The sequence below is a fragment of the Mesobacillus zeae genome (genome assembly GCF_003570705.1).
In the GTDB taxonomy this organism is placed as follows: domain Bacteria; phylum Bacillota; class Bacilli; order Bacillales; family Cytobacillaceae; genus Mesobacillus_C; species Mesobacillus_C zeae.
This window is the reverse complement of record NZ_QWVT01000022.1, coordinates 15,669-41,854: the sequence shown is the minus strand read 5'-3', so window position 1 is coordinate 41,854 and position 26,186 is coordinate 15,669. Positions and strand designations below refer to the sequence as shown.

Genomic DNA, 26,186 nt, shown 5'->3' with positions numbered 1-26,186 from the left:
GTGAGTCAGGTGAACCAGTCGATAGGAATTCTTGAGGTGGTCGGGAATGTAACCGCTTTAGCGTGTGCCGATGCAATGATCAAATCCGCTTTTGTTGAGATTCACAGCATCCACAAAATTGGCAGTGGGATGATAGCGGTTATGGTGACGGGAGATCTCGCTTCGGTGCAATTTGCCGTCGAAACCGGACAGGAAACAGCAGCATCATATGGCGAATTGGTCGCTGCGCGGGTGATTCCAAGGCCATCCGGCGGACTCGGAGTTCTCACTGGCCCGCTTGAAGGTGGTGAACACTTGAAGGTGGTGAACAATGATGAGGTATGAAGCGCTAGGTATCATTGAAGCACAATATTTTACAGTGGCGGCAGAAATTCTTGATGCTGTCTGCAAGGGCGGCAATGTTGAATTGCTTTCATCTGAAAAGTATTTGGGCGGCAGGCTGGTGACGCTGGTCCTTGGCGGGGGAGTCTCGGATATACAGGCAAGCCTCGAGATTGCTCGGCAAGTATGTGAAGGCAAGCCAAACGAGCCGCTGAAAATGGCTTTAGCCATCACGAACCCGCATGAAGAAATATTAAGATATATCGTTCCAGCAAATGAAGGAAATTCCATAGGAGAAACACTTCTGCCGCCAGATGCGGCAGAAATTAAAATAACCAATCACAGTGAAAACGAGGAGGAATTATGATGAATGAATCATTGGGTATGATCGAGACTAGGGGAATTACAGCAGCAATTGAAGCAGCAGATGCAATGTTAAAAGCAGCAAATGTAGAAATTGTCAGTAGCGAAAAAATCGGGTCAGGCCTCGTATCAGTGATTGTAAAAGGCGATGTTGGCGCGGTGAAGGCAGCAACTGAAGTAGGAGCAGAAGCTGCTCAAAGAGTCGGGGAGCTTGTAGCTGTTCATGTCATTCCAAGACCTCATTCAGATGTAGCAAAACTCCTGACAGGATTGAAATAAGGTGGTTTCCGTAAATCAATCAGATCTCTTGGTTGAGATTACAAAATCTGTCGTAGAAGAATTAAAAAAACATCATTTGCTCGATGGACAGACCAGAAAAGAGTTTGTTCCTGTCAGTGTTTCGGCAAGGCATATTCATTTACAGCAGGAGCATGTCAGGCTGCTGTTCGGGGACGGATACAGCCTGACTCCGATGAAAGACATCTCCCAGCCTGGGCAGTACGCTGCCCAGGAGAAAGTCACAATCAAAGGCCCTAAGGGAGCCATTGAAAACGTCAGGATTCTGGGTCCTTTGCGGAAACAGTCGCAGGTTGAGTTATCGAGGACAGATGCCCGGAAGCTAGGCCTTCAGCTGCCCGTACGCAATTCAGGGAACCTGAAGGGTTCTTCTCCCGTTACTCTCATCGGCCCAAGAGGAAGTGTAACGCTTGATGAGGGCGGAATCATTGCAGACAGGCATATCCATATGACGCCGAGCGATGCAATGCAATACGGAGTAACGGACGGCCAAAAGGTCTCCGTTGCCGTTGAAGGAGAAAAGAGCGGTGTGATGGGGCAAGTGACCATCCGGGTAAAGGACAGGTATGCCCTTGATATGCATATCGATACGGATGACGCTAATGCATTCGGGCTCGCTGGCGGCGAACTGCTGAAAATAATTCCTTAAGGAGGCTTGGTAAGGCATGATGATCGGCAGGGTGATCAGCAATATTGTCTCTACAAGGAAATACGATGAACTCCAGGGACTTAAGCTTCTTGTCATACAGCCGTATTACGGAAATATGGAAGACTGCTTCGTTGCGGCAGATGAAATTGGAGCGGGGGAAGGCGAGCTTGTCCTCGTTTCAAGAGGCAGCATGGTAGCCAATGGACTAAAGAAGAACGCTCCCGTTGATGCGGTTGTCGTTGGAATTGTAGATAACGAACCAATTATAAAATAGGTGTGCGGGTGGTAAACATGGGACAGATATTAAAGGTTCTTGCAGTCGGTGATCCTGCGGTTTATCTGTATAAAGACCCGCGGTATGGGATCGTTGAAACATTCAGCCGGGAAAATGGCGCCGAAATTATGTTTCATATCGTTCCATGGGCGGAATATTATGGTGCCATGATGGATGCACTTGAAGGAAAGTCGGATTTTGATGTGGTCATGGCCGCAGGTCATCTTTGGCTGAAGGATTTTGTCAGGAAAGGGTATTTCGCAGAGGCAGACGATCACGAAGGTGCTTTCGATAGGCAGGAAGACATCCTTGAGGTGATCAGGAAAGAAATGGAGACCGCCGGCAAACGGTATTTGTATCCATCTTTCTGTGATGGCCATATCCTTCTTTACCGGAAATCGGTGGCGGAGAAGTATTTAGGAGGACTGGTTCCGCGGGTTGTCGATACAGATACAATTGTGAGGATGGCGTCACATCTTCACCAGCGGGAGCCTGGAATGGCTGGAATCGCCCTAAAGGCGCATGAAAGCGAAATATTCCTTGATTTCCTTCCGTATTTGCGGGAAGAAGGAATTGATGCTTTCGATGAAAAGACACATGCTCCGGCTTTTAATACTCCGGAAGGCATAAGGGCTTTGGAAAAATATATTTCATTGAAGGAATCTGCCCCTGAAAACACAGATAGCTTCGGAAACGATGAACTCCGGGAGACCTTTCAAAACCGTCAGTGCGCACTGGCAGTCACATGGGGAGGGCAACTCGGATTTGTGATGGATGAACGCTGTCTCGACAAGGAAGATGTCGGATTCTCGGCCATTAAGACTTCGTGGAATGTTACTTGGAGTTTTGCAATTAGCCAGAAATCCAAAAAGAAAGAGCTTGCCAATAAGTTCCTGTCCTACTTGGCATCTTCACCTATCGATCAGCTCGTCGGAACATACTCGGGGGCTCCTGTCAGGGAATCCTCCTACACAACAGGCGAAATTCAGCCATGGTATCCAGTCCTGCTGGAATCCATCAGGACATATGCAAAACCACTGCCAATGATGGAGAATGCGGGCGATAAGCTTGCTCCGCTGTACGAACATATCCACAAAGCTTTTAAGGGAATTGAAACACCTGCCGAGGCACTGTTCGAGGCGGAGAAAGAAATTTTAAAAATCGCAAGGGGGTGAGCCAATGAAGCTGATCGTGATTGGCGGAGTAGCAGCAGGGATGTCTGCCGCTTCCAAGCTCAAGAGAATGGATAAGGATGCGGAAATCGCGGTTTACGAAAGAGGAAGCTTCTTATCGTACGGCGCCTGCGGCCTGCCCTATTTTGTCTCTGGTGAAAACGATGATTATACAAAAATGATTGCCCGGACAAAAGAACAGTTTGAGTCAATGGGAATGGATATTTTCCTACGTCATGAGGTAGTCAAAGTTGTTCCGGAGAAAAAGCAGGTCATGGTCAGGGATTTGGAAACAAAGCGGGTGTTCCTTGATCACTATGATAAATTAATGATTGCAACGGGAACTTCCCCCATTGTCCCGCCTTTCAGCGGAGGGAATCTGAAAAACATCAAGGTCCTAAAAACGCTTGAAGACGGGATCGTATTGAAAGAAGCCGCAGACGGGGAAGGTGTCCAAAATGTCGTCATTGTCGGGGGCGGCTACATTGGAATCGAAGCTGCTGAAGCGATGGGCCATCTTGGCAAGAATGTAAGAGTGATCGAGCTGTCCGACCGGATTCTCCGGACATTTGACAAAGACATAACCGATCTGGCTGAAAGTGAGCTCATCAGGCAGGGCGTCTATTTAAATCTCAATGAGAAGGTCCTTGGCTTTATTGGTTCTGAAACAGTGGAAAAAGTCCAGACGGATAAAGGTATTTATCCTGCCGATTTGGTCCTGCTTTCCCTTGGAGTCAAGCCTGCCACGGGTTTTCTGGAGGGCTCGGGGATTCTGCTTTCAGCGAACGGGGCCGTCCTCATTGATAGGGAGATGCGGACGAATATTCCGGATGTGTACGCTGCCGGCGACTGCGCTGTGGTATACAACAAAGTCATGGAAGAAAACGCCTATATCCCGCTTGGAACGAATGCGAATAAATGCGGCAGAATTGCAGGCGCCAATATAGCCGGGAGCCACACTAAGTATGTTGGCACGCTGGGAAGTGCAGCCATTAAAGTGTTTGACTTTGAGCTTGCCCGCACCGGAATGTCTGAGGAAGACGCAGTAAGGCTTCGACAGGATTATACAACCGTTTTTGTAAAAAGCGCTGACCACCCTGCTTATTACCCTGACCAGACGCCGATTTGGATCAAGCTGATTTGTGATAAGCGGACGAGACGGATCCTTGGGGCCCAGGCAGCAGGTAATAAAGGTGTGGTTTTAAGGATTGATATCTTTGCCGTGGCCATCCATGCGAAAATGTCAGCCGATGAACTCGGGATGACGGATTTGTGTTACGCACCGCCTTTTGCCGGTGTATGGGACGCGGTCCATATTGCCAGCAATGCAGTAAAGTAATGGTGGTGGTAATAGATGAAAAAAGTGATGTGTTTAAATAAAGCTGCCGGTATGGTGAGAGATGGCGATACCATTTCGTTTGGCGGAAATGTACTCCACCGGGTGCCAATGGCTTTTGTCAGGGAGATCGCAAGGCAGAAAAAGCAGGAGCTGAAAATAGTAAAGACAGCGGGTGCGCATGATATTGATCTTTTATGTGCAATGGATAGTGTCACCTCGGTTGATGCAGGGTTTGTCAGCTACGAAACTAAATTCGGTCTCGCTTCCCACTACCGGAGAGCAGTGCAGGAAGGCCGGGTCAAAGGGAATGAACATGCGTGCTATACGGTGATTTGTGCTTTACGCGGAGCCCAGATGAACGTTCCTTTTATGCCTGTAAAAGGGCTTGTGGCCGGTGAACTTCTGGAAAAGAATGATTACTTCATGGTTGTTGAAGATCCTTTCAGCGGGAATCCAATTACGCTTGTGAAAACCATCGTCCCCGATGTTGCAGTCATTCACGTCCAAGAGTGCGACCAGAACGGGAATGCAAGAATTTACGGGCCAAAGTTTGAGGATGTTTTGCTCAGCAGGGCTGCTAAAAAGGTCATCATCACAACGGAGCAAGTTGTTCCTGCAGGGATGATGAAGCGGAATGCTGAGTATGTGGACATCCCGTCATTTCTTGTCAGCGCAGTTGTCCATACTCCAAGAGGTGCGGCTCCGGCGTCGTGCCCGGGAAAATATGACATCGATGAAACGTCACTCATTTCTTTTCTGGGAATGAAGACGAAGGAAGAAATCGAAGGTTACTTATCGGATTATAGTTCCAGGGACCATTCTGGGGAAAGGACGGCATTAAGGATATGACATCATCCCATCGACCAGTCGATATCATGACCTGTGCCATCGCGAACATGCTGGAGGACGGGGAAACCGTATTCCATGGTGTTTCATCACATCTTCCAATGGTCGCTATGAGCCTGGCGAAAAATATGCATGCACCTGACCTCGTCCATTTGAATATTCCTGGAGGGGTGAACCCTTCCTCCATAGCAAAAGCCTCCTACTCTTCTGCAGGCGCAGAGCTTCTCGATAGCGGAGAAGCGTACTTCCCGCTCGAGGAAGTATTCGACCTATCCATGAGGGGAAGGCTGGACGTCGCTTTCCTCGGCGGCATTCAGTTTGATATAAACGGGAATGTCAATGCTTCGGTGATCGGTGACTACCACAGGCCCAAGCTTCGCCTCCCTGGCGGTGCTGGGAGTGCTGTCCTGATTCCTACAGCCAAAAAAGCGATCATCTGGCGAGTGAAACATGATCCGCGTACATTTGTAGAAAAGGTTGATTTTGTCACAACGCGTGGCAACCTATGGAAAATTGTCACACCGCTCTGCGTCTTTGAATTCAAGAATGGTAAACTGCACCTCGACACCATCCATCCTACCTCCTCGCTGGAGGAAGTGAGGGCGAACACTGGATTCGAGCTTTTGTATGATACGGTCAGATATACGCCGGAGCCAACAAGAGAAGAACTGAATATGCTGAAAAAAGTGGATCCGCATGATTACAGGTCCATTGAGCTGAAGTAGGAACGAAGCCTTAGTCCTTGTGGGATTGGGGCTTTTTTTGCGTGCTCTGGCAACGGGCTATTGGAAGAATGGTAACCGTGTTACTAGTTAGAATGGACACTAGACGAATTTGAATGGATAGAGGTAGATATGCCGGTCCATATTGGGGGGCAGCGTTCAGGTGGTTGAGAATAGTACCTGTTTTTGAAGATGAAGAAAAAAGAGGATCGTCTTTGTCTGGCTCATTTAGTCGGGCAAAGGCGGTCTTTTTTGTTTTGGTTTGCCTTTTTGTGAAAAATGCGGTCGTTTTGAGGAGAGAAATATACTTTTACTCTTTTTATCAGCTAGTGGACTATGTGTAACCGGTTCCACAAGAGCATTGTTAAGATGTTTTTTGCTTTGTAAACTGGCTATCTATGGTAATGGTCATACTATCTCCGGTTAAGCCCATTCTATCTACATTTGCTGTGAAAAAATCCAACCTCTTTCGGTGAGTGGAGTCTCGAAACACCCCTGTCTTCTATATTTGAATAAAGCACCTTTGTCAATTGAGTTTCTCGACAGCACCAGTGCCTGCTCACTTTATAGCTCGCGTTTTCATTGATACTGCTGTAAATTTGTTGAAAATTTATTGCAAATATACCAGTTGTTCATTGATGAACAATAAGCGTTATAGTATGATTAAAGTAGGATAAAAGTCCTATTTTTAAGATGTGTTCTGAATTCAGTTAAGCCTGTCTGTTTAAAATAATACAGGCCCATTGTTTTTTTAGAAGGTGGAGAGTGGTGTTTAAAAAAATTGAGTCTCTTGATGATCTCAAGAGGGTATTGTATCTATCGATATTGCCGTGTATCATTGCCGGTCTGGTTGCTTATAATTTTTTAGGGATAAATGCTCAAGGTGCAGCGGGGCGCACTTATATACTGATCTCCCGTTTTCTTGTTGTCTGGTATATTTTCAACTGGATATGCATCTTAAACAGGAGGTATATCCGCCAGATTGAGTTATTGAATTTGGTCATGATCACCATCATGCATATTGGGACTGTCTATGATGCTTTTTTTCATTATATCCTCTGTGAAAAGGACGGCGGATTTGGCATTTCGCTCATCTGGACTCCCTTGATATATATCATCATTTTTCTGACCCTCGAATCGAGGACTGGTCTGATATGGTCGCTTGGAGTTTTGGGGGTTACGTTAGTTTTTGGGATCATTCATATTCCCGATATACCGCCAAAGTATGGAAGCTCAGTTGTATTGTTTTATACAGCGAATTTAATTTATATTATTCTATTCTATTTGGCATGGCATATTTTTAATGCACTGTCCGAATTAAAAGCGGCAAAGCGGAATGCGAGCCTAGATTCGTTAACGGGAATCGCAAACCGCTACCAGATTGATATTTGGCTGGACGAACATTTAAAATCAGCAATGGAGCAAAGGGCGGCATTCTCGATCATTTTCTTTGATATTGATTATTTTAAGCTGGTAAACGACCGGTACGGCCATAAAACCGGAGATTCTGTCCTGAAGGAACTAGCTGATTTAATCCGGGAAAGCCTTCCGGAAGAAGCCTTTTTTGGCAGATGGGGCGGTGAAGAATTCATCATTATCACTGATTATACGAAGGATGTTTCCAGCTTTCTAGCAGAGATGGTCAGGAGCAAAATTGAGGGCAATGAATTTGCTTCAGCCGGAAAGCTGACTGCGAGCTTTGGGGTAGCATCCTATCAGTATGGAGAAATGGTCGATCGCCTTGTTGCGCGGGCTGACGTTGCCTTATATGAATCAAAAAGGCAGGGCAGAAACCGGGTAACCATTATCTAGAGTAAAAGAATCGGCGGATTCCTGTCTGGGAGCATCCGCTGATTTTTTTATTCATCAAACGATTAATTAAATAAGTTCTACCCCTTTTTTGAAGTCATTGTATCTCTTCCTTCATAACAGCTAATAATGTAAAGAAAAGGAATGGGAATGTATCATGGATTGCAGCAAGAAAAGGGGGAGAAGGGTTGGATTTTCCGGTTATCTATACAAACATTTGGGATGTAGTTTTTGCAGTGCCAGCGGTGATGCTTATGACCCAGGTGCTCAAGAAGGTTTTTCGGCTGCGTGCTGTCTATGTCCCGGCGGTTGCCGTATTGATAGGGTTGATTATTTCAATCCTTATCAGCCACAGGCAGCATCTATTGGGGGCGTTGTTCATGGGGTATTTCTACGGATATGGAGCGATCGGCAGCTATGCAGCAATTAAGACCAGCCTGCTTCATATAAGGACAGACAAAAAAAATTACAGCTGAATTGAATGATACTTTTGGCCTTCTTTTTACTGAAAAATTTATACAAAAATAACGGCCATATGTAGTATAATTAGAATTGTGTCATAAAAAAATATCTGCCTAACAGGTGTTGTTGCTTAACAGCAATAGCTTAAAAGGGAAGTTGGTAAAAGCCAACGCGGTCCCGCCACTGTAAATGGGAGCAACCTAAAGATTGTCACTGTCCTTCACGGGCGGGAAGACTTAGGAAGCAATGACCATGAGCCAGGAGACCTGCCTGTTTATAATCACCACAAGCCTACGCGGATAGGAGGGTGTTAAGAGAATGCATAATTATGCTGGATTCTTAACTTCACTAACCTCCTCCTTTAATAGGGGGATTTTTTTATGCCTTTGTTTTGTTCAGTTTTAGAGAATCATAGAAATGGAGAGGAAGACATGCTGGCAAACAGAAAGGTGAAATTATTAACAGTATTTTGGCTGATGTTCGCTCTAATGCTGAGCGGCATCCACCCGCAAGCTTTTGCAGCGGAGGGGGGGAACAGTGCGGCGGTAATCATTGATGGAGACCAGCCGGATTCCCATACAGAGAAAACGGTTGATTTACAGGATAATGCAACTGCTTTTGATGCCCTGATCAGTGCGGTTGGAGACGAAAATATTAAATACACAACATCTTCATACGGAAAATTAATTACAGAAATCAACGGCATTAAGCCAGCGGCCCCAGATTACTGGGCGGTGTTTGTCAATGGAGTTGGGACTCCGACTGGTGCCGACAGCTATAAGGTCTTTCCTGGCGATGCCATTACTTTCAGCCACTCGAAGAATGTAAAGGACTCTGTGTATTTGTCAGTGGTTGGAAAGGGTGATGAATCTGTAATCAATGCCGATTATCCAACGAGTATTGTTGGAGAGCCGACAGCGCTTCAGCTTCTTCAAACCACTGCCGGGAAAGATCAGGTCGGTCTGAAAGATACCGATTTCGGAAAGATGATTGTTTCCATCAACGGCATTGCAGCAGAGGGGAACAGCTACTGGGCCTTTTACGTAAACGGAAATTATGCTTCTGTAGGTGCCGAAAGCTATAAGCTTCAGCCTAACGACAAAATCAGCTTTAAATTTGAGACATTTGAGCCAGCGCCTGAAGAACCAGCAACTCCTGAGCCTGAACCTGGAGATACAGGAGAAACACCGGCACCTGACAAATTTTCTTCTGAGAGCATTAATAAGGGAATCGAATCAGCCAGCAGATACCTATCTGCAAAGGGGAATCCTGGCCCGTGGGACGTGATCGCCTACAGTCAGATTGGAAAAGCGATTCCGGGGAGTTTTCTAGAAGATGTGACGAACACTGTCAAGGAAAATGGCGGCCCTTTTCGTTTGATTACCGATAATGAAAAACATACGTTGGCGGTTGCTGCAGCAGGCGGGGACCCGACAAACATAGCAGGAGTCAATCTTGTTGAAGCGATTTATAATGGTGACGTAACAAGGCAGGGAGTGAATGGTATAGCATACGGCCTTATCGCCCTTGACAGCAAATCGTACAAAGTACCCGAGAATGCGGTCTGGACAAGAGATAAGCTTGTCAGTGAGCTTCTGGCAAAACAAAGTGATGAAGGCGGATGGGCACTTGGCGGCGGAAATTCAAGCGACCCTGATATAACAGCCATCGTATTGGCAGCCTTAGCTCCATATAAAAACCAGGACAATGTAAAACCAGCTGTTACAAAAGGGCTGGAATATCTTTCAGCCTTTTACAAAAGTGGCAAGGTTGATAACAGTTCGACAGCTGGTCAGATGATCATCGGACTCTCAGCACTTGGAGAGGATGCAAATGGCGAGCGCTTCACAATGAAGGACGGGACAAGCCTGATTCAACACCTTCTTTCTTTTCAGTATGAAGATGGAGGTTTCAGCTGGATGAAGGGAGATGCGAGCAATCCGTTCACAACTTCTTTTGGGCTTCAGGGAATAGTGGCGTACAAGCTGTTTTCTGACGGAAAAGGTTCTTTCTATAATTTGAATGAGTCTGTGCCAGTTCCGGCTCCACAGCCAGAACCAGCGCCTAACCCGGATGATAATAAGACGCCTGTACCAGCTCCAACGCCGGTAAAAGATCCGAAGCCAGCTCCAACAACTGGTGATGATTCTATTAAGCCTGGACAGTCTGGCGATCAAACAGGCTCCCCGGCAGGGAAAGCGCTTCCGAATACAGCGACGAATATGTACAATATCCTCCTCATCGGCATGCTGCTTCTGTTTGCTGGAGCAGGCCTGTATGCGGTGGAAAAGAGAAAGAAGGCATAGAGAGCAGTGGTCCGTAAAAGAATATCCCTCTTGTTTATTGCAGGAGGGCTCTTTTTTATCATTCTGGCAGTCAGCCAGATTTATCGGTCGGAAGTATCGCAATCCTATGCGCTTAGCAGAGCCAGGGAGCTTGTGAAAGAAAATGGTGATAAACCCGGCGGCAAGCCAACGGCCCAAAAGCAGGATATCATTGGGATTCTCCGCCTGCCAAGCATCAAGGCTGAATTGCCGGTCATTAAAGGGACCTCAGAAGACGACCTTTTAAAGGGTGTCGGCCATTATGAAGGAACAGCCATGCCTGGTGAAAAGGGGCAAATGGTGCTGTCCGGACACAGGGATACTGTTTTTAAAAAGGTCGGCAAACTCAGCGTCGGTGATGAATTGAAGATGGAAACACCTGAAGGAACGTATACCTATACAATTGATAAAACGTATATTGTAGAAGCGGATGACAGGACGGTCATCAAAGACATTGTCACGGAAGAAGTCCTGACATTGACGACATGTTATCCATTCAGCTTCATTGGAGATGCTCCGCAAAGATATATTGTCAATGCAAAACGAAAAGTGTAGGAGGAGATGGAGCATGTCACGATTATGGAGAACATGCATCCTTGCTTTGTCGCTAGCTCTTGCTGTCAGCCTTATGGGCTGCACACCTGGAGCCGATGAAAGCAAGGGCAGCACGATAAAAGAAGAGTCGAAAGCAGATGGACAGGCGAGGAGCGAAAAGAAAGAAGAAAAAAAGAAAGAGAAAACAACAGAAAAAACAGCGAAAGACAAAGCAGGGGATAAAACAGAGGCGAAAGCTGAGAACAAGACAGATTCTAAGCCTAAAAAAGAATCCGCTTCAAAAACGGGTGAATCCCGTGAAGCTGCCGCGGCACCTGAAGCATCACAACAACAGGATCGGGCTGCGGCTGAGAGCAAACCGTCAGGCAGCGTGAAAAAGGAGCAGCCGGCTTCCGCAGCTCCAGCTCCTTCTCAGAGCAATCCGGTTACAAATGCACCGGCACCAGCACCTCCAAAGGCAACACCAGCACCTGAAAAACAAAAAACGGTTACGCTGTCCATTACCGGGCCAAAAGGAAAGACGCTGATGGGAGCGAAATCGGTGGAAATGAACGAAGGAGACACCATTCTTATGATCCTTTTAAAAGGGGCAGGGAAAAGCAATGTTGATTATTCTGGAAGCGGAGCAACCGCCTATGTCCAGGGAATCTATAATATTTACGAATTCGATTACGGTGCCATGAGCGGCTGGCTGTGCGCCCAGAACGGGGCGAAGCTGCAGAAAAGTGCTGGAGCCATTACTGTAAAGGACGGAGATCGGATTGACTGGACATATACCGAGTAGGTTTCGGTTGGTGAAAAAATCATGAGAAGATTCACTGATTTTCACCCAATTGTTACTTTTCTTTATTACGCAGGGGCCGTTGCACTTTTCGCGGCCCTTCTGCATCCTGTTTTTCTTGTGGCGGGATTGATCATTGTCCTGGCCATCCACTTTTTTTACGATCGTTGCAGAGGACTGCAGCGATGGTTTTTTTTGATGCTGACGACAGGCTTATTTATTTTTATTTTAAACCCCGTTTTCAATGAAAGGGGAAGACATGTTCTTTTCATGCTGGGGGATCATCGCGTTACCCTCGAAGCGGCAGTGTATGGGGGAATGAGTGCCTTATCCATTATTGGCGTCATCGCTGTTTTTGTCTCCTATAATGAAGTGATGACACCGAACAAACTGCTTTTCCTTTTTGCAAAACTGCTGCCCCGGTTTGCTGTTCTCCTGATGCTGACCTTGCGCTTTATCCCGTTGATGAGAAAGAGGCTTGAGGAAATAGGGGATGTACAGGTGAGTAAAGGGCTGTCAGTCCATGAAGGTACCTTGAAGGAAAGGGCTCGGAATGGGATGAACTATATCCAGGTGCTTCTGACTTTTTCGCTTGAGGAAGCGATTCAGACAGCTGAATCCATGAAAGCAAGAGGGTACGGAGAAGGTGTCCGGTCCAGCTATGAACATTTTGTGTTTAAACGCCCCGATTTTGCCGCAGCTCTTTATTTGCTGCTTCTTTTGGCTGTGCTCGTGTACGGCCGTATCCAAGGCTTCGGGTGGTTGGCCATCTCTCCGGTAATGGAAACATTCAGCTTTCCGCAAAACGAAGCAGTCCTGCTTATTATCCACTGTTTATTTATAGGGTTCCCATTAATTGTTGAAACAGGAGAGTATATCCGATGGCGTATATTGAATTGAACAAAGTCAGCTTTACCTATCCCGGTGGTGCTGTTCCTGCTGTAAGGAACCTTTCTTTAAAAGTGGAAAAAGGGAGTTTCACGCTGCTCTTCGGTGCATCAGGATCAGGGAAAAGCACCCTTTTAAGGATGTTGAAAAAAGAAATCCAGCCGAATGGAGTTTTGGCTGGAGATATTATGATAGACGGGAAACCAGCTGAAATAGCTAAAAGCGAGAAAATCGGGTTTGTCTTCCAGGATCCGGAGAACCAAGTGGTGGCAGATACCGTCCTTCACGAACTGGTATTTGGCCTTGAAAACATAGGCCTTCCAACATCTGAAATGAGAAATCGAGTTGCTGAAATGGTTCATTTTTTCGGGGCCGAGCCTCTGCTCCACAGGAAAGTGGAAGAGCTTTCGGGAGGAAAGAAGCAGCAGATGAACCTTGCTTCCGTCCTGCTCATGCAGCCGGACATTCTCCTGCTTGATGAACCAACGGCCCAGCTTGATCCGGTAAGTGCCCGCGAGTTTACGAACATGCTTGTCCGTCTTAATGAAGAGTTTGGCATGACAATCATTGTTGCTGAACATCGCCTTGAAGATTTTGTCGCGGCTGCCGATAAAGTGGTTATGATGGAAAAAGGACAAGCTGTTTATGACGGGTGTCCCGAGGATTCGGTCGAGTGGCTGTGGGATTCGGGGAGACGAGCCTACATTCCAAGCCTTCCATCATTCTTTAAGAGCGTTGACGGGGAAGGGCAAATCCCTTTGAACGTAAGGGATGCAAGAAAATGGCTTCAGCAATGCCAAATAACTTCTGGAAAAGAAAAAATTGGCGGAACAAGCAAGGATCCGGGTGGGAAGGAAAGTGTCCTGCGTGCTGAAAATATTCATTTTGGCTATGGAAAGGATGCTGATTTCGTATTAAAAGGACTCGATTTTTCGCTCGAAAAAGGCAGCTTCTATGCCTTGCTTGGAGGGAATGGATCAGGCAAGTCGACCTTTTTGAAAATAGCGGCCGGAATCTATAAGCCATACAAGGGGAAAGTGCTATTGAACGGCAAAAGGATGAAGGGGCTGAATAACAGGGAAAGCGCTGGGAAGATTGGTTACTTGCCGCAAAACCCAAAGCTTTTTTTCCTTCATGATACGGTGGGGAAAGAGCTCGATGAAACGGCGAAACAATGGGGAAGGAAGCCTGCGGAAGGTGAGCCTATACTGGAAAGGCTGGGTATTTCCCATTTGCGCGACAGCCACCCTTATGATTTGAGCGGAGGGGAAATCCAAAAGGCCGCCCTTGCCTGTATTTTGCTAAGAAGCCCGGATATCCTGTTGCTCGATGAGCCAACAAAAGGGCTTGATGCTATATCGAAGGAACGGTTGGCCGGGATTCTCCAAGAATTACGGGAAGAAGGGAAAATGATCGTGATGGCGACACACGATGTTGAATTTGCAGCCAGGCATGCTGTAAAGTGCGGAATGATGTTCCAGGGAATCATTACTTCCGAAGCAGAACCCAAAGAGTTTTTTCAGGGTAACTTCTTTTACACAACAATGATTCAGAAGCTGTTTCGCCAGGTGCCCGAGTACGGAGCAGTCACTTTAGAGGAGGCGGTCAAATGCTTCGGAATAAAGTAGCGGCCTCCACTCTGCTGATTATGGCAGTTATACTGTTATTGATTGTATCCGCTTGGCGCGCAGAACATTATATCCTGCTCAGCTTTGGCGTCATGGCTGCGGGCATTCTCTTTTTGCTGGCGAGGTTTGAAAACAGGAAAATGGAGGTCGGCGAGCTGGTCTTGATTGCGGTTATTGCAGCAATTGCCTCTGTTGGCCGGATACCGTTTGCAAGCATTCCCGGCGCACAGCCGACGACATTTGTGATTATAGTTACTGGTCTGGTGTTCGGTGCCGAAGCGGGATTTATGGTTGGAGGAGTAGCGGCGCTTGCTTCCAATATGGTTTTGGGGCAGGGGCCGTGGACGCCGTGGCAAATGGCTGCATGGGGATTGATCGGGTTGGTTTCGGGGCTACTGAGAAACAGGAGCTTTATGCAGAACAAGTGGGGCAGGGCGGTCTACGGCATCATCTGGGGCTTCCTGTTTGGTTTTATCATGAATCTGTGGGGGCTGTTTTCGCTAGGCGGAGGCGGGAATACCCTGACCATGGATGCAGTGGTAGCATATTTTGGAGCGAGCCTCTTGTTTGATACGTTCCACTCAATCGCGAATGTTGTTTTCCTCCTTGTATTCGGCGATCAGTTTATTAAGACCCTATCCCGGTTTAAACGCAAGTACGGACTGTTAGAATGATGGCGGCCTGCATTAAGTTTAAGATTCAGGATATTGTTGGATTTGTCCGACAAATCGAGTGTTCAATATGCTATGATTAATGAAAAGAAGAATATGGCGGGGATGGTATTTTATTCAGTAGGAGGATGCCATGAGGACTCGGGTTCGGAAAAAAGAAGCAACAATGCCCTTTGCAAGGTTAAAAGCTTTTTTTGCTACTATTTTGCTGCATCTAAGTTTTTATGCGTTTATTATTACGGTTGTTGTATTCTTCATTGAATATTTCTCTGTCTGATTGTTACAGTATCTGCTCTGAAAAAGAAGGTTTGATTTAAGCGCAGGTTGTGAAAGTATTTTTTTTGAGGATTATGCTTAGACAAGGTCGTCATTACTTAGCTGATTTATAGCTGGGTAAAAGGCGATCTTTTTTGTATTGGGGCTTCCGGGGTTAAGATTTTTACTAATGTCAGCTCTTTACATGTGGTATATGTGTAAACTAAAGAGTTTCGTCTAAAAAAACGGCCTCCCCCGAAAAAGGAGACTGGCCGTTATTACCATGATCAATGTATGGTTATGCTCGTTTTCTGGATACTAAAAGATAGACTACATAGGCCGCTACGGCAGTAATACCAACAAGCCCTGTAAGCATACCGAAGTTTTCCTCGATAAAAGGCTTGGCTTTGTCTCCAAGGGCGATAATGATGGCTGCCTCCAGGAAAAAGCGGAGTCCGCGGCCGACTACTGACCAAAAGAGAAGCTTCGAAATTTTAACGTTGGATACGCCGGAAAAAATGGTAAAGACTTTGTATGGGATGGGGGTAAAGCCCGCAATAAGAATGGCCATGGCCCCGTATTTTTGGAAATAATGTTCTACCTTTAAGATTCGCTCTTCAGATATAAAGTACCTCAGTACCGGCCGGCCGACCTTTTTCCCGATATACCAGCCTAGAAGCGCTCCAAGAACTGAACCTACAGTTGTCACCAACGCGTACAGCAGTGCCTTGTCGGGATTGGCGATTCCCATGGGAATCATCAGAACGTCGGGAGGGATCGGGAAAAAGGAGGACTCGGTGAAGGAAACAAAAAATAAACCCAATATCCCATAGTTCATCAGCCATGTTCCAATAGAGTCAATAATTTCTGTCATGAATAATAAAATCTCCTTTTGTATGGTTACTTTTCCAGCTACATGTAGAAGTATAGCATTTTCTGGTGATACTGCCCAAATATCTAAGCGCGGGTAACCCTTTCATGGTAGAGTGGAGAAAAAGCGTGTCTGTTTGCGGGGTGTTTATTAAGTGGAACTTATTATATTTTTTCTTCTGGGCGGGTTCATCAGTATCCTGTCAGGTTTTTTCGGAGTCGGCGGCGGGTTCATACTGACACCTGTTCTGCTGCTCATCGGGCTGTCGCCGCTTGAAGCCATTACAACAAGCCTTCTTTTTACAGTTGGTACTTCTTCATCAGGCATTCTGGCTCATATATCTTTAGGAAATATCCGCTGGACCGATGGACTGGTTCTCGGATTAAGCGGAGCTGTAGCGACACAGGCTGCTCACCCGTTTGTATTCTTCCTTGAATCGAGAGGGTGGGATGCGATTGCCATTCCATCTCTTTACATTGTCATGCTCTCCTATTTTGCCTATCAAATGATCAAGCCGAGAGTGAGAGAAAGTCATTCGCTTGAGGGCAGGCACTTACGGCAGCCTTGGAAGCTTTTTGCTATTGGTCTTGGGGCAGGTTTTACTTCTGCAGCTATGGGGGTGGGGGGTGGCTTCCTCATCGTCCCACTGCTCGTGACACTTCTTGGCTTCGAGCCTAGAAAAGCGGTAGGGACAAGTCTTCTTGCAGTCTTGATGATTGCAGGGACAGGCTTTGCTTCCTATGCAACGGAAGTCCACATCGATTATCTCCATGGGGCATTGCTTGTATGCGGGGGACTGGCAGGCTCGCAGCTCGGTGCAAGGCTGACTGCCTTTTTCAAAAACGGGGAAATGAAGCCGCTGCTCGGCACATTATATATTGTAATGGTATCAGGAACGGTGTTCAAACTATTGCATTACGATTATGCCGGCTTGTCAGCAATGGGTTTATTTATGCTGTTTTTCCTGTTGCTGTCCGTCTTGAAAATCAGGAATGGACGGGCTTCTCTGAGGGCTTGATAAAGGCTGGAAATATTCTAGGATAAAAAGCAAGCTCAAGAAAGAAATTCAGCGAGATTTTTGGTATGATAAGGAAGTGAATAAGATCGTCATAAGCTTCTGGTTTAAGCTGGAATTTGCTGCTGTTTTTATCCCTATTATTGTTCCGGGAGGGTATTGTTTTGAGGAAGAGTCAGCCATTTAACGGGGATCTCCTTTATGTTCATTTGAACGAGAGGGATCAATACGTGCTGTCATGCGGAATAGAGTTTATTGAATTTGCTCGGTCCCTGGCCGATTCAATGGCTAATATTCTGCTTTTAAAGCATAATTTTGAAGATGGTGAATATAACAGGCATACAATGCTGCAGTACGTGCCCCAGGAACGCATCGGGAAGTTGGTGGCTGATGATGTCCGGACTTACGGGGACTTCTGCTGGATGGACTTTGAAGAAGTGGAAGGGCTTAATGTACTGACAGGGCATGAAATAGCGGAAATTCTCTACCTTGGGCATATTAAACACCACCTCAAGCTGCCTTTTTATAATCAGCTTGGGAACCGGTTTGTATATTTGGCGCAGGAGGATGGCTGGTTTAATAAAATTTACTACCGTAACCTAAATGATTTCTTCCGAGTATTAAGCGAGGCGATCCCAGGAAAGCTTGCTGAACTAAGACCGGAAAAAAGCCTGTTCGGTATTCGGAAAAAGAGACTATACCCGCCAATCAATAAGGAAATATTAAAATCGCTGAGCCCGGTGCTGAAAGAAGGGGCGGTTTTTTCTTTCAAGAACATTGGGCAAAACCGGAACAGGATGGAAATTCCAATCTGGGCGGTAGGGGATTTCTCAAATATGGATGATATGTATGAAGAATTTTTGCAGGCACTAGGAAGTCCTTTTGCAGGCAAGCTGATTTTTGATAAAAAGCTGAAAGAGTGGAGCTTGTTGGCGCAATGACAGCCTCCTTCCATAGTGAAGTTTCCGAATGATGTTGATTCTACATTGTGGCCATTGGTAGCCGAGGGGTAAATTCCTTTCAGGAAACGGTGCTGGGAAGTGTAAGCCATAAGGTAGCAAAACGGGCTAAAGCACCCGGCATGATCGTAAAATAGTTAAAATGAAACCCAGCCATTATGCGGCTGGGTTTTTAGGTTGTCGGGAATGGATTTGCGGTAAATAACGGAGGTTATTAGAAAGAGTGATGGATAGTTCGTTTGGTTGATATATCGAGTGGGCTGGCTGTTATCTTTCGCAGGTTGATCGGAAAAACATCAAGGTTGGTTGATTTATCACAAAAGTGGCTGATATCCTGAACAAGCTGGTCGATACCCTGCTTCCGGGTCAGACATGAAACCCTCTCCCGACCGCGAAATGCCGTTTCTGAAAGATTTTTATCGTAAAAAGCAGTGCTTAACATAGGAAAAGAGAGAGCTCGAACCTCTCAAGTTCCCCCATCTCAGGAGACCTCCTGTTTTCTGATGCACAAAAAACCCAGCCAGCAGGTGGCTGGGTTTTACTTTTAAATTTTAAGAAACCGAAACAGGTTTTGGTTTCTTAACGGATACATTCTTCTTTCCGCTCAGCTTGTCGGTTAGAACGGTGAGCGCTCCATCGCCGGTGACGTTGCATGCTGTCCCGAAGCTGTCCTGCGCGAGGTAGAGAGCGATCATCAAGGAAATCATGGTAGGGCTGAATCCAAGCATTGTTTCAAGCAATCCTAGCGAAGCCATTACTGCTCCTCCGGGAACTCCCGGGGCGGCAATCATCGTAATTCCGAGCATGAGAATGAATGGCAGCATCTTTTGGAAAGTATAAACTTCTGATTGTAGTAGCATGACTGCCATACTGCAGCTGACGAGAGTAATCGTACTGCCGGACAAGTGGATGGTGGCCAAGAGCGGAACGGAAAAGTCAGCGACTTTTTCACGCGCTCCGATTTTTTTTGCATGCTTCAAGGTGACCGGTATGGTTGAAGCGGAAGACTGGGTGCCCAAGGCTGTCATATAAGCTGGAGCCATTTCCTTCAGCATTCTGATCGGATTTTTCTTTGCGGCTGCCCCTGCTACGCTATATTGGAAAACCAGGTATAGAAGATGCAAGGCAATAATCATGACGAACACCTTCAGGAATACGCTGATAATTGCAGATACTTGCCCGCCTTGGGTCATATTCGCGAAAATCCCGAATATATGGATGGGGAGGAGCGGAATGATCATCTTTTCTATGAGCAATTCGACAATCTGCCTGAAATCTTCTACTGCTTTTTGAAGCGTATCACCCTTGATTGCTGCCAGCCCAAGTCCGAGCGTGAAAGCGATCAATAGTGCAGTCATGATTCCCATCACAGGAGGCATGTCTATTTTGAAGAAAGGCTCAAGCAACGCTTTTTCCGGATTTTTAAACTTCTGAAAGCCTTGTTCTTTTAATATAAAAGGGTACAAGGTGCTTGCTGAGAAATAGGCAATCAAGCCTGCCAGGACTGTGGAAGCATAAGCGAGTGCTGTGGTAAGGCCAAGCATACGCCCCGCACCACGGCCCAGTGAAGCAATTCCTGGAGCGATAAAGCCAATAATGATGAGTGGAATGGCAAAGCCAAGGAAGTTGCCAAAAATGCTGTTGAAGGTGGCAAACACTCTTATTGGCCAGTCTGGAAGGATAAGGCCGGCAACAATGCCAAGTCCGATGGCGAGGATGATTTTTGGGAGCAGTCCGAATTTTCTCATGTTGTCCTCCTGTAATAAACAATTGTATTTTATATATGGATTATACACATAATTGATTCGCGTGGGAATGTTAAAAGGAATATACGGAATAGTTAGTCAGTTTGACGTTAAAAATGGTGATGTATTGAAACAAGACTATGGTTTCATATGTTTAAAAGAGGAAAATATAAGTCTGAGGCTTTACGGACGAATAAATCTTATATTCAGACGAGAATCGTACTCCTTTCTTGCCTCAGATAGTGGTAAAATATAAAAACGAAAGCGCCTTTTAATCGGGCGCACCATAATCCAGTGTTTATGACGGACACCTGGATTAGATTAATTGGAGGTCCTAATATATGAAAACAAAAATCGGGCTGCTGTACGGCGGCAAATCAGCTGAGCATAAAGTATCCATGCAAACGGCACTGGCTGTAACCAGAGCATTGGATTTTAGTAAATTTGAAATACATCCTATCTACATAACGGAAGAAGGTGAATGGGTGAAGGGGCAGCAGCTTGACACTCCTCCAGAGGATGTAAAAGCGCTTGAGTTTTCTTCCAAGTCTGCTCTTCCGTCCCCAGCTTTTAGCCCTGCTGTATTTCAGAATGGCAATAGCAAACTTGATGTCATTTTTCCTCTTCTCCACGGACCAAACGGGGAAGACGGTACGGTCCAGGGACTGCTTGAACTGCTGAATCTCCCGTATGTAGGGAATGGGGTTCTTGCATCTGCAGCAGGAATGGACAAAATTATCATGAAAAATATTTTTGCGCAGGCAGGTCTCGCCCAGGTGGACTATGTATCTTTCCTAAAGAGCGAGTGGGAAAAGGAAGCCTCAGCTGTTTATGAGAAAACAGAAGAAAAGCTTGGCTACCCTTGCTTTGTCAAGCCTGCCAATCTTGGATCAAGCGTAGGGATTTCCAAATGCACAAGCCGGGCAGAGCTTGAAACTGCATTCGAGGAAGCATTCCAGTTTGACAGGAAAATTATCATTGAACAGGGCGTAATTGCACGTGAAATCGAGATGGGCGTTCTTGGGAATGATGATCCTGAATGCTCGGTTTGCGGCGAAATCGTTCCGAAAAAAGATTTTTACGATTATACAGCGAAGTATGAAGACGGCAATACAGCGCTAATCATTCCAGCGGAAATTTCAGCTGATCAATATGAAGAGCTGAAGGAAATGGCTGTAAAAGCTTACAAAGCGCTTGATTGTTCCGGTCTTGTGCGAGCTGATTTCTTCCTTGCGAACGATGGAAGGCTGCTCATCAATGAGGTTAATACAATGCCTGGATTCACTCCTTTCAGCATGTTCCCGCTGTTGTGGAAACATACAGGCCTTGAGTATCCAAAGCTGATCGAACGGCTTGTCCAACTGGCAATCGAACGCCATGAACAGAAACAAAATATCAAATACACCATATAGGCAAGGAAGACAAGGCGCAAAAGGATAATGGGGTGCCTTGTCCTTTCACTGCTTTAGCGCCGAGGGCGGGGAGTGCTTTTCCGCTCCCAGCTTGCTGAAGCCTGATTTTTAATGGGAGGATAACCATTTATGATCCAAAAGAAGCTAATAGACATAGCAGCAGCCGTCGGTACCGGAAGCGTCAGCGGACAGTTCAGAGATGTTGCTGTTAAAGGAGTATCAATAGATACCCGGAAGATTGGAAAAGGGAACTTGTTTATCCCATTTAAGGGTGAAAAGACTGATGGCCACAAGTATGTCGAAGAAGCAATTAAGAATGGGGCCGCGGCAGCACTCTGGCAGTCCGATGTGCCGAACCCTCCCCTTCACTTGCCAATCGTCATTGTGGATGACACGCTAAAAGCACTGCAGGAACTTGCGCGCAGCTACCGTGAGGAGCTGAACGTTAAGGTGGTCGGGATAACGGGCAGCAATGGAAAGACCACGACAAAGGACATGGCAGCGAACCTGCTTGGCCTAAAATACAAGGTTCAGAAAACAGAGGGAAATTTTAATAACCATATTGGCCTCCCTCTGACCATTCTGAGTCTTGAGCAGGATACTGAGGTTGCAGTCCTTGAAATGGGAATGAGCAGCAGAGGGGAAATCGAATTTCTTACAAAGCTTGCCCGCCCAGACGCTGTAATCATAACCAATATTGGTGAAGCACATCTTCTTGACCTAGGTTCTAGGGAAGCCATTGCGGATGCAAAATTGGAAATTATTCTTGGGCTAAAGGAAGACGGACAAATTATTTTCCACGGGGACGAACCTTTGCTTCAGGAGCGGCTTGCGGCATTCAGCCGGCAGGAGCAGATGAAAACATTTGGGAAAACTCCCGGGAATGACCTTTATCCGGTCCAGGTTGAACAGACAACGGGCGGAAGCAATTTCGTGACAAACCGGGGAAGCCAGGTTTATCACTTGCCGGTCCTCGGATCCCATAATATCCTTAATGCCTTGTCGGCCATGCTGGCAGCGGAGTTTTTTGGTGTGCCGCTTGAAAGCATGAACGATGGCTTTGCCGGGTTGCGGCTCACGAATATGCGGATGGAAATGGTAGAGGGAACGAGCGGCGGGAAAATTATTAACGATGCCTATAATGCCAGTCCTACTTCGATGAAAGCTGCGATAGATCTTGTTTCCAATCTCTCCGGATTTTCAAGGAAAATACTAGTACTTGGGGATATGCTTGAACTTGGGCCTCTTGAGGAAGAATACCATTACAGGATTGGCGCAGAGCTTGAAAAAGGCAAGGTTGATTATGTGATCACGTATGGCAGCCTCGGTGCTTTGATTGCCAAAGGAGCCATTGAAGCTTTGGGAGAGAATTGTGTTTTTCAGTTTGATGATAAGGAACAGCTTGTGGCGGAGCTTAAGAAGTACGTTAGCAGCGAAACGCTTATCCTAGTCAAAGCCTCGCGCGGAATGAAGCTTGAAGACATTGTTGCAGCATTGCAATAAAAATTAAGACAAGTTTCAGGGAAGGTCGGATTTTCCCTTTTTTGTTGAATGCTTGAGTGAATATAACGGAAAAGGGAAAAGATAAATAAAGGGATTGCGTTTTAATGGTTACTTCCTTGATTTACTAATTTTTTTGGCGGCAGGTGAGGCGCAGTGTTAGAGGGAAATGACATGCTGCCCGCTCCTCTATCATTGCAATCCCTTCCTGCCAATGTTAAGATTAACATCAAGTGTCTACGTAAGAAAATCCTGTTAATGGACATGCTCCCCAATTATGGAGAATGTTTTTTTTGCTACTATCAGTTGCGCGCAGTGTAACAATCCCCGTATTCAATCATTTTTGATGGAATAAGCGAAGCATTTTTGAATGCGCCTCTAATTTAAAAACCGCGCGCTGGCACCTCTCCCTGCACAAGGTGTACAATTTAACCAGATACGGCAATAATCGAGATATACTTAAACAGCCACTTAAAAGAATATAAATTACATGTTACAAAGGAGAATGAATAAACTTGACAATGTTTGAAGAACTGGGCATAAGTCCCGAAATACTATCGTCGCTTAAAAAAATGGGTTTTGAAGAGGCAACACCAATTCAGTGCCAAACCATTCCGAAGAGCCTTGAAAATAAGGATTTAATCGGACAGGCGCAGACTGGAACAGGAAAAACAGCCGCTTTTGGGATTCCGTTGATTGACAAGATTGACAGAGAAAGAAATATCATTCAAGGAATCATCATTGCCCCTACAAGGGAACTTGCAGTACAGGTTTCCGAAGAACTGTACAGAATTGGTTCGGGCAAAAGGGTTGGAGTGCTTGCGATCTACGGCGGCCAGGATATTAACCGCCAAATCCGCGCGCTGAAAAAGGGCCCTCATATTATCGTTGGAACACCAGGGCGTCTGCTTGACCATATCAAGAGGAAGACACTGCGCCTTGAAAACGTGGAAACAGTCATTCTTGACGAAGCAGATGAAATGCTGAATATGGGATTCATCGAAGATATCGAGAGCATTCTCGCATCTACCCCATCTGAGCGCCAAACCCTTCTGTTCTCGGCAACCATGCCTGGCCCGATTCAGAAGATTGCTGAACGCTTCATGAAAAATCCTGAAGTAATCAGAGTGAAAACAAAAGAAATGACTGTGCCTTTGATTGAACAGTATTATGTTGAGGTACAGGAAAAAAATAAATTTGATGTCCTGACAAGGCTTCTTGACATCCAATCACCTGAGCTGGCAATCGTTTTCGGACGCACAAAGCGAAGAGTGGATGAGCTTGCTGAAGCGCTGACCCTGCGTGGATATACAGCAGAAGGAATTCATGGCGACCTGACACAGGCGAAGAGGATGTCTGTACTTAGGAAATTCAAGGAAGGTTCAATTGACGTACTTGTTGCAACAGATGTTGCGGCACGCGGCCTGGATATTTCCGGTGTCACTCACGTCTATAACTTTGATATTCCGCAGGATCCAGAGAGCTATGTACACCGTATCGGCCGTACTGGCCGTGCCGGAAAACAAGGTATTGCCCTGACTTTCGCAACGCCGCGTGAAAGATCTTACCTCGAAGTGGTAGAACGCACTACGAAGAAGAAGATGCAGCGCATGAAAGCACCAACAATTGATGAGGCGCTTGAAGGCCAGCAAAAAGCTGTTGTCGACAGGATCATGCAAACGATTGAGTCAAACAACCTTCAATACTACCGCCAGGCTGCCAATGAACTGCTTGACGGCAATGATCCTGTTACAGTTGTAGCATCTGTGCTAAAACTGATGACAAAAGAACCGGATACTACACCTGTTCTCCTAACTGAGGAAAAACCGCTTCCTAACCGTGGTGGCAAAAAGTTCCAAGACAGAAGAAGAGGACAGGAATCTTCATATAATAAAGGTAAAAAGGGACCATACAAGCCGCGTACTGGCGGCGGAAAACGTCCTGGAAGCGGAAAACCAAGCCGCACGCCTAAATAATAATACACAAGGGAGCATGTATACATGCTCTCTTTTTTTATGGAATCAATAGCTTAAGCTTTCTGGTGGCTGGATTTCGCTTCTGTAAAAATACGTTGAATCCATCAGCTTGATGAATTTGCTTCTAAAGCAAACACAGCTTCAGGCTTTTATTCGAAATTAGAAGTGAATTTACCATTTTTCAGCAAAAATGCCGCTTGATATTGTTCATCCAAATTTATCCGTGTATTTAAACAAGTGAGCCGGTTCTTCTTGTAAAACGGACATACTAACAAATGCGATTACCAACAGGAGGGCCGTAAAATGACTATTGTGAAACTTGGCTATGTGGCGATGAGTATGCATTTGCAGAATGCTTCGCCATCGAAGACGATGACTTATAAGCAGTTTGAGCAGATTGCAGACAGGGAAGCGGCCATCCGGAAGCTTGAAAGGATTTCTGTTACTAACTTAAATAATTGCCTTAGGCTGCTAAAGCACAATGAATTGAATGAAATTGAATTTTTCCGATTTAGCTCAAAGCTGATTCCTCTTGCCAACCATGAAGCGTTACCCGGCTGGAATTACATAAAGCCACTGGCAGAACCGCTGAAGGAAATAGCAGATTACTTAAAAGCCCATCCAATGAGAGTGGATTTTCACCCTGATCACTTTGTCTTATTAAATACCACAAAGACCGATGTCCTCAAAATGTCGGTTAAAACACTGGCCATGCATAGAAGGCTTCTTATTGGGATGGGAGTGGATACTGAACACCGTTGTGTCCTTCACGTCGGGGGTGCTTATGCAGACAAAGAAAAAGCCTTGGAGATGTTTATCGAGAATTGGGCGCTCATTCCTCTCCCAATCCAAAGGATGATTATGCTGGAAAACGATGATAAAAGCTTTACGATGAATGATACGCTGTACCTTTGTGAGAAACTCGGGATCCCACATGTTTTCGACTATCACCACCATCTTGCCAATCCTGGCCTGGAAAACTGGGAAGAGCATTGGAAGCGAACAGCAGCGACATGGGAGAATTCTCCGCTGCCTGTTAAAATGCATATCTCAAGTCCGCGTTCTGAGAAGGATTTTCGGGCGCATGCAGACTACATTGATACTCGGATGTTCATGGATTTTTTAAATGCCATAAAGGGCTCTGTTCCTGAAATTCACTGTATGATTGAGGCGAAGCAAAAGGATGCTTCTCTTTTCAGGCTGGCGGAAGAACTTGAAGGAGAGGCTGGGGTGGAAAGGCTGGGAAAGGTAAAGTTTCTCCTGAAATAAATGCTGCCGAAAGAGAAGGGTAGTGGGTTCAGCGCGCAAAAAATAGTATCCTTGCCCCATTGTATATGCGTTATAATTATAGT

At 46.0% G+C, this 26,186-nt stretch carries 26 protein-coding genes, 1 pseudogene and 1 riboswitch; of the genes and pseudogenes, 25 read left to right on the top strand and 2 right to left on the bottom strand.

From position 1 onward, the window contains the following. Nucleotides 1-9 precede the first annotated feature (9 nt). The 18 genes from D1970_RS13310 (at nucleotide 10) to D1970_RS22425 (ending at nucleotide 15,378) form a co-directional block, all read left to right on the top strand. Nucleotides 10-324, top strand: a complete 315-nt coding sequence (locus D1970_RS13310; RefSeq protein WP_119113361.1) for a BMC domain-containing protein — start codon at nucleotides 10-12, stop codon at nucleotides 322-324. Continuing rightward, the gene (locus tag D1970_RS13305; protein WP_119113360.1) at nucleotides 311-688 is read left to right on the top strand and encodes a BMC domain-containing protein; all 378 of its coding nucleotides are present in this window, start codon (nucleotides 311-313) and stop codon (nucleotides 686-688) included. The genes D1970_RS13310 and D1970_RS13305 overlap by 14 nt, the downstream gene beginning before the upstream one ends. Further along, entirely contained in the window at nucleotides 685-963 is a 279-nt protein-coding gene (locus D1970_RS13300) for a BMC domain-containing protein (RefSeq protein ID WP_119113359.1), read from the top strand. The genes D1970_RS13305 and D1970_RS13300 overlap by 4 nt, the downstream gene beginning before the upstream one ends. A gap of 1 nt (nucleotide 964) precedes the next feature. After that, nucleotides 965-1,630 carry a phosphate propanoyltransferase gene (locus tag D1970_RS13295; RefSeq protein WP_119113358.1) on the top strand — a complete coding sequence of 222 codons (666 nt, stop codon included), beginning with the start codon at nucleotides 965-967 and terminating at the stop codon, nucleotides 1,628-1,630. A 16-nt stretch (nucleotides 1,631-1,646) separates the two neighbouring features. Continuing rightward, a complete protein-coding gene (locus D1970_RS13290; RefSeq protein WP_119113357.1) occupies nucleotides 1,647-1,904 on the top strand; it encodes a EutN/CcmL family microcompartment protein in 258 nt (85 codons plus the stop codon). A gap of 17 nt (nucleotides 1,905-1,921) precedes the next feature. Then, the gene (locus D1970_RS13285) at nucleotides 1,922-3,079 is read left to right on the top strand and encodes an extracellular solute-binding protein (protein ID WP_119113356.1); all 1,158 of its coding nucleotides are present in this window, start codon (nucleotides 1,922-1,924) and stop codon (nucleotides 3,077-3,079) included. Between the two features lie 4 nt (nucleotides 3,080-3,083). Next, entirely contained in the window at nucleotides 3,084-4,415 is a 1,332-nt protein-coding gene (locus D1970_RS13280; RefSeq protein WP_119113355.1) for a CoA-disulfide reductase, read from the top strand. Between the two features lie 15 nt (nucleotides 4,416-4,430). Continuing rightward, a complete protein-coding gene (locus D1970_RS13275) occupies nucleotides 4,431-5,264 on the top strand; it encodes a CoA transferase subunit A (RefSeq protein ID WP_119113354.1) in 834 nt (277 codons plus the stop codon). Further along, nucleotides 5,261-5,986 carry a CoA-transferase subunit beta gene (locus D1970_RS13270; RefSeq protein WP_119113353.1) on the top strand — a complete coding sequence of 242 codons (726 nt, stop codon included), beginning with the start codon at nucleotides 5,261-5,263 and terminating at the stop codon, nucleotides 5,984-5,986. The genes D1970_RS13275 and D1970_RS13270 overlap by 4 nt, the downstream gene beginning before the upstream one ends. 765 nt (nucleotides 5,987-6,751) lie before the next feature. Beyond that, complete coding sequence (locus tag D1970_RS13265; RefSeq protein ID WP_119113352.1) at nucleotides 6,752-7,795, top strand: GGDEF domain-containing protein; 1,044 nt, start codon at nucleotides 6,752-6,754, stop codon at nucleotides 7,793-7,795. Nucleotides 7,796-7,980: 185 nt separating this feature from the next. Continuing rightward, the gene (locus D1970_RS13260) at nucleotides 7,981-8,268 is read left to right on the top strand and encodes a hypothetical protein (RefSeq protein WP_119113351.1); all 288 of its coding nucleotides are present in this window, start codon (nucleotides 7,981-7,983) and stop codon (nucleotides 8,266-8,268) included. Between the two features lie 87 nt (nucleotides 8,269-8,355). Next, nucleotides 8,356-8,542, top strand: a riboswitch (cobalamin riboswitch). 92 nt (nucleotides 8,543-8,634) lie between these two features. Further along, nucleotides 8,635-10,560 (top strand): DUF4430 domain-containing protein, encoded by a 1,926-nt coding sequence (locus tag D1970_RS13255; RefSeq protein WP_119113350.1) that lies wholly within the window; start codon nucleotides 8,635-8,637, stop codon nucleotides 10,558-10,560. Nucleotides 10,561-10,566: 6 nt separating this feature from the next. Continuing rightward, the gene (gene srtD, locus D1970_RS13250) at nucleotides 10,567-11,133 is read left to right on the top strand and encodes a class D sortase, LPxTATN-specific (RefSeq protein ID WP_119113349.1); all 567 of its coding nucleotides are present in this window, start codon (nucleotides 10,567-10,569) and stop codon (nucleotides 11,131-11,133) included. A 13-nt stretch (nucleotides 11,134-11,146) separates the two neighbouring features. Next, complete coding sequence (locus tag D1970_RS13245) at nucleotides 11,147-11,917, top strand: DUF4430 domain-containing protein (RefSeq protein WP_119113348.1); 771 nt, start codon at nucleotides 11,147-11,149, stop codon at nucleotides 11,915-11,917. Between the two features lie 21 nt (nucleotides 11,918-11,938). After that, nucleotides 11,939-12,814 carry an energy-coupling factor transporter transmembrane component T gene (locus D1970_RS13240; RefSeq protein WP_119113347.1) on the top strand — a complete coding sequence of 292 codons (876 nt, stop codon included), beginning with the start codon at nucleotides 11,939-11,941 and terminating at the stop codon, nucleotides 12,812-12,814. Further along, nucleotides 12,796-14,430, top strand: a complete 1,635-nt coding sequence (locus tag D1970_RS13235) for an ABC transporter ATP-binding protein (protein ID WP_119113346.1) — start codon at nucleotides 12,796-12,798, stop codon at nucleotides 14,428-14,430. Before D1970_RS13240 ends, D1970_RS13235 begins: the two co-directional genes overlap by 19 nt. A 20-nt stretch (nucleotides 14,431-14,450) precedes the next feature. Continuing rightward, a complete protein-coding gene (locus D1970_RS13230) occupies nucleotides 14,451-15,104 on the top strand; it encodes an ECF transporter S component (RefSeq protein WP_119113379.1) in 654 nt (217 codons plus the stop codon). Nucleotides 15,105-15,234: 130 nt separating this feature from the next. Continuing rightward, on the top strand, nucleotides 15,235-15,378 hold the full coding sequence (locus D1970_RS22425) for a hypothetical protein (protein WP_181213463.1): 144 nt from the start codon (nucleotides 15,235-15,237) through the stop codon (nucleotides 15,376-15,378). 276 nt (nucleotides 15,379-15,654) lie between these two features. Here the strand turns inward: D1970_RS22425 and D1970_RS13225 are convergent, their stop codons facing one another. Then, nucleotides 15,655-16,230 (bottom strand): YqaA family protein, encoded by a 576-nt coding sequence (locus tag D1970_RS13225; protein ID WP_119113345.1) that lies wholly within the window; start codon nucleotides 16,228-16,230, stop codon nucleotides 15,655-15,657. Nucleotides 16,231-16,381: 151 nt separating this feature from the next. On the opposite strand from D1970_RS13225, the gene D1970_RS13220 reads away from it, so the two are divergent. The 3 genes and pseudogenes from D1970_RS13220 to D1970_RS13210 form a co-directional block, all read left to right on the top strand. Continuing rightward, a complete protein-coding gene (locus D1970_RS13220) occupies nucleotides 16,382-17,245 on the top strand; it encodes a sulfite exporter TauE/SafE family protein (protein ID WP_119113344.1) in 864 nt (287 codons plus the stop codon). A 161-nt stretch (nucleotides 17,246-17,406) separates the two neighbouring features. Beyond that, entirely contained in the window at nucleotides 17,407-18,183 is a 777-nt protein-coding gene (locus tag D1970_RS13215) for a hypothetical protein (RefSeq protein WP_119113343.1), read from the top strand. A 38-nt stretch (nucleotides 18,184-18,221) separates the two neighbouring features. After that, nucleotides 18,222-18,338, top strand: a pseudogene (locus D1970_RS13210) (universal stress protein); the annotation flags it as partial. Nucleotides 18,339-18,752: 414 nt separating this feature from the next. On the opposite strand, the gene D1970_RS13205 reads toward D1970_RS13210, so the two are convergent. After that, complete coding sequence (locus tag D1970_RS13205) at nucleotides 18,753-19,949, bottom strand: dicarboxylate/amino acid:cation symporter (RefSeq protein ID WP_119113342.1); 1,197 nt, start codon at nucleotides 19,947-19,949, stop codon at nucleotides 18,753-18,755. A gap of 338 nt (nucleotides 19,950-20,287) precedes the next feature. Here D1970_RS13205 and D1970_RS13200 point away from each other — a divergent pair, with 338 nt between their 5' ends. From D1970_RS13200 to uvsE, 4 genes are all read left to right on the top strand, one after another. Next, nucleotides 20,288-21,358 (top strand): D-alanine--D-alanine ligase, encoded by a 1,071-nt coding sequence (locus tag D1970_RS13200; protein WP_119113341.1) that lies wholly within the window; start codon nucleotides 20,288-20,290, stop codon nucleotides 21,356-21,358. Nucleotides 21,359-21,487: 129 nt separating this feature from the next. Further along, a complete protein-coding gene (locus tag D1970_RS13195; RefSeq protein WP_119113340.1) occupies nucleotides 21,488-22,861 on the top strand; it encodes a UDP-N-acetylmuramoyl-tripeptide--D-alanyl-D-alanine ligase in 1,374 nt (457 codons plus the stop codon). A gap of 512 nt (nucleotides 22,862-23,373) precedes the next feature. Next, complete coding sequence (gene cshA / locus D1970_RS13190) at nucleotides 23,374-24,834, top strand: degradosome RNA helicase CshA (RefSeq protein ID WP_119113339.1); 1,461 nt, start codon at nucleotides 23,374-23,376, stop codon at nucleotides 24,832-24,834. A 303-nt stretch (nucleotides 24,835-25,137) separates the two neighbouring features. After that, nucleotides 25,138-26,103: a UV DNA damage repair endonuclease UvsE gene (gene uvsE, locus D1970_RS13185; protein WP_119113338.1), complete on the top strand. Its 966-nt coding sequence runs from the start codon at nucleotides 25,138-25,140 to the stop codon at nucleotides 26,101-26,103. The last annotated feature ends 83 nt before the right edge of the window (nucleotides 26,104-26,186 follow it).

Excerpts from the sequence above, each read along its gene's own strand:
- D1970_RS13205 (WP_119113342.1), bottom strand. The coding sequence starts at position 19,949 with ATGAGAAAATTCGGACTGCTCCCAAAAATCATCCTCGCCATCGGACTT.
- D1970_RS13230 (WP_119113379.1), top strand. The coding sequence starts at position 14,451 with ATGGCAGTTATACTGTTATTGATTGTATCCGCTTGGCGCGCAGAACAT.
- D1970_RS13285 (WP_119113356.1), top strand. The coding sequence starts at position 1,922 with ATGGGACAGATATTAAAGGTTCTTGCAGTCGGTGATCCTGCGGTTTAT.
- D1970_RS13290 (WP_119113357.1), top strand. The coding sequence starts at position 1,647 with ATGATGATCGGCAGGGTGATCAGCAATATTGTCTCTACAAGGAAATAC.
- D1970_RS13200 (WP_119113341.1), top strand. The coding sequence starts at position 20,288 with ATGAAAACAAAAATCGGGCTGCTGTACGGCGGCAAATCAGCTGAGCAT.
- D1970_RS13225 (WP_119113345.1), bottom strand. The coding sequence starts at position 16,230 with ATGACAGAAATTATTGACTCTATTGGAACATGGCTGATGAACTATGGG.
- D1970_RS13275 (WP_119113354.1), top strand. The coding sequence starts at position 4,431 with ATGAAAAAAGTGATGTGTTTAAATAAAGCTGCCGGTATGGTGAGAGAT.
- D1970_RS13240 (WP_119113347.1), top strand. The coding sequence starts at position 11,939 with ATGAGAAGATTCACTGATTTTCACCCAATTGTTACTTTTCTTTATTAC.
- D1970_RS22425 (WP_181213463.1), top strand. The coding sequence starts at position 15,235 with ATGAGGACTCGGGTTCGGAAAAAAGAAGCAACAATGCCCTTTGCAAGG.
- D1970_RS13270 (WP_119113353.1), top strand. The coding sequence starts at position 5,261 with ATGACATCATCCCATCGACCAGTCGATATCATGACCTGTGCCATCGCG.
- D1970_RS13235 (WP_119113346.1), top strand. The coding sequence starts at position 12,796 with ATGGCGTATATTGAATTGAACAAAGTCAGCTTTACCTATCCCGGTGGT.
- D1970_RS13300 (WP_119113359.1), top strand. The coding sequence starts at position 685 with ATGATGAATGAATCATTGGGTATGATCGAGACTAGGGGAATTACAGCA.
- D1970_RS13305 (WP_119113360.1), top strand. The coding sequence starts at position 311 with ATGATGAGGTATGAAGCGCTAGGTATCATTGAAGCACAATATTTTACA.
- D1970_RS13195 (WP_119113340.1), top strand. The coding sequence starts at position 21,488 with ATGATCCAAAAGAAGCTAATAGACATAGCAGCAGCCGTCGGTACCGGA.
- uvsE (WP_119113338.1), top strand. The coding sequence starts at position 25,138 with ATGACTATTGTGAAACTTGGCTATGTGGCGATGAGTATGCATTTGCAG.
- D1970_RS13280 (WP_119113355.1), top strand. The coding sequence starts at position 3,084 with ATGAAGCTGATCGTGATTGGCGGAGTAGCAGCAGGGATGTCTGCCGCT.
- D1970_RS13245 (WP_119113348.1), top strand. The coding sequence starts at position 11,147 with ATGTCACGATTATGGAGAACATGCATCCTTGCTTTGTCGCTAGCTCTT.
- D1970_RS13255 (WP_119113350.1), top strand. The coding sequence starts at position 8,635 with ATGCCTTTGTTTTGTTCAGTTTTAGAGAATCATAGAAATGGAGAGGAA.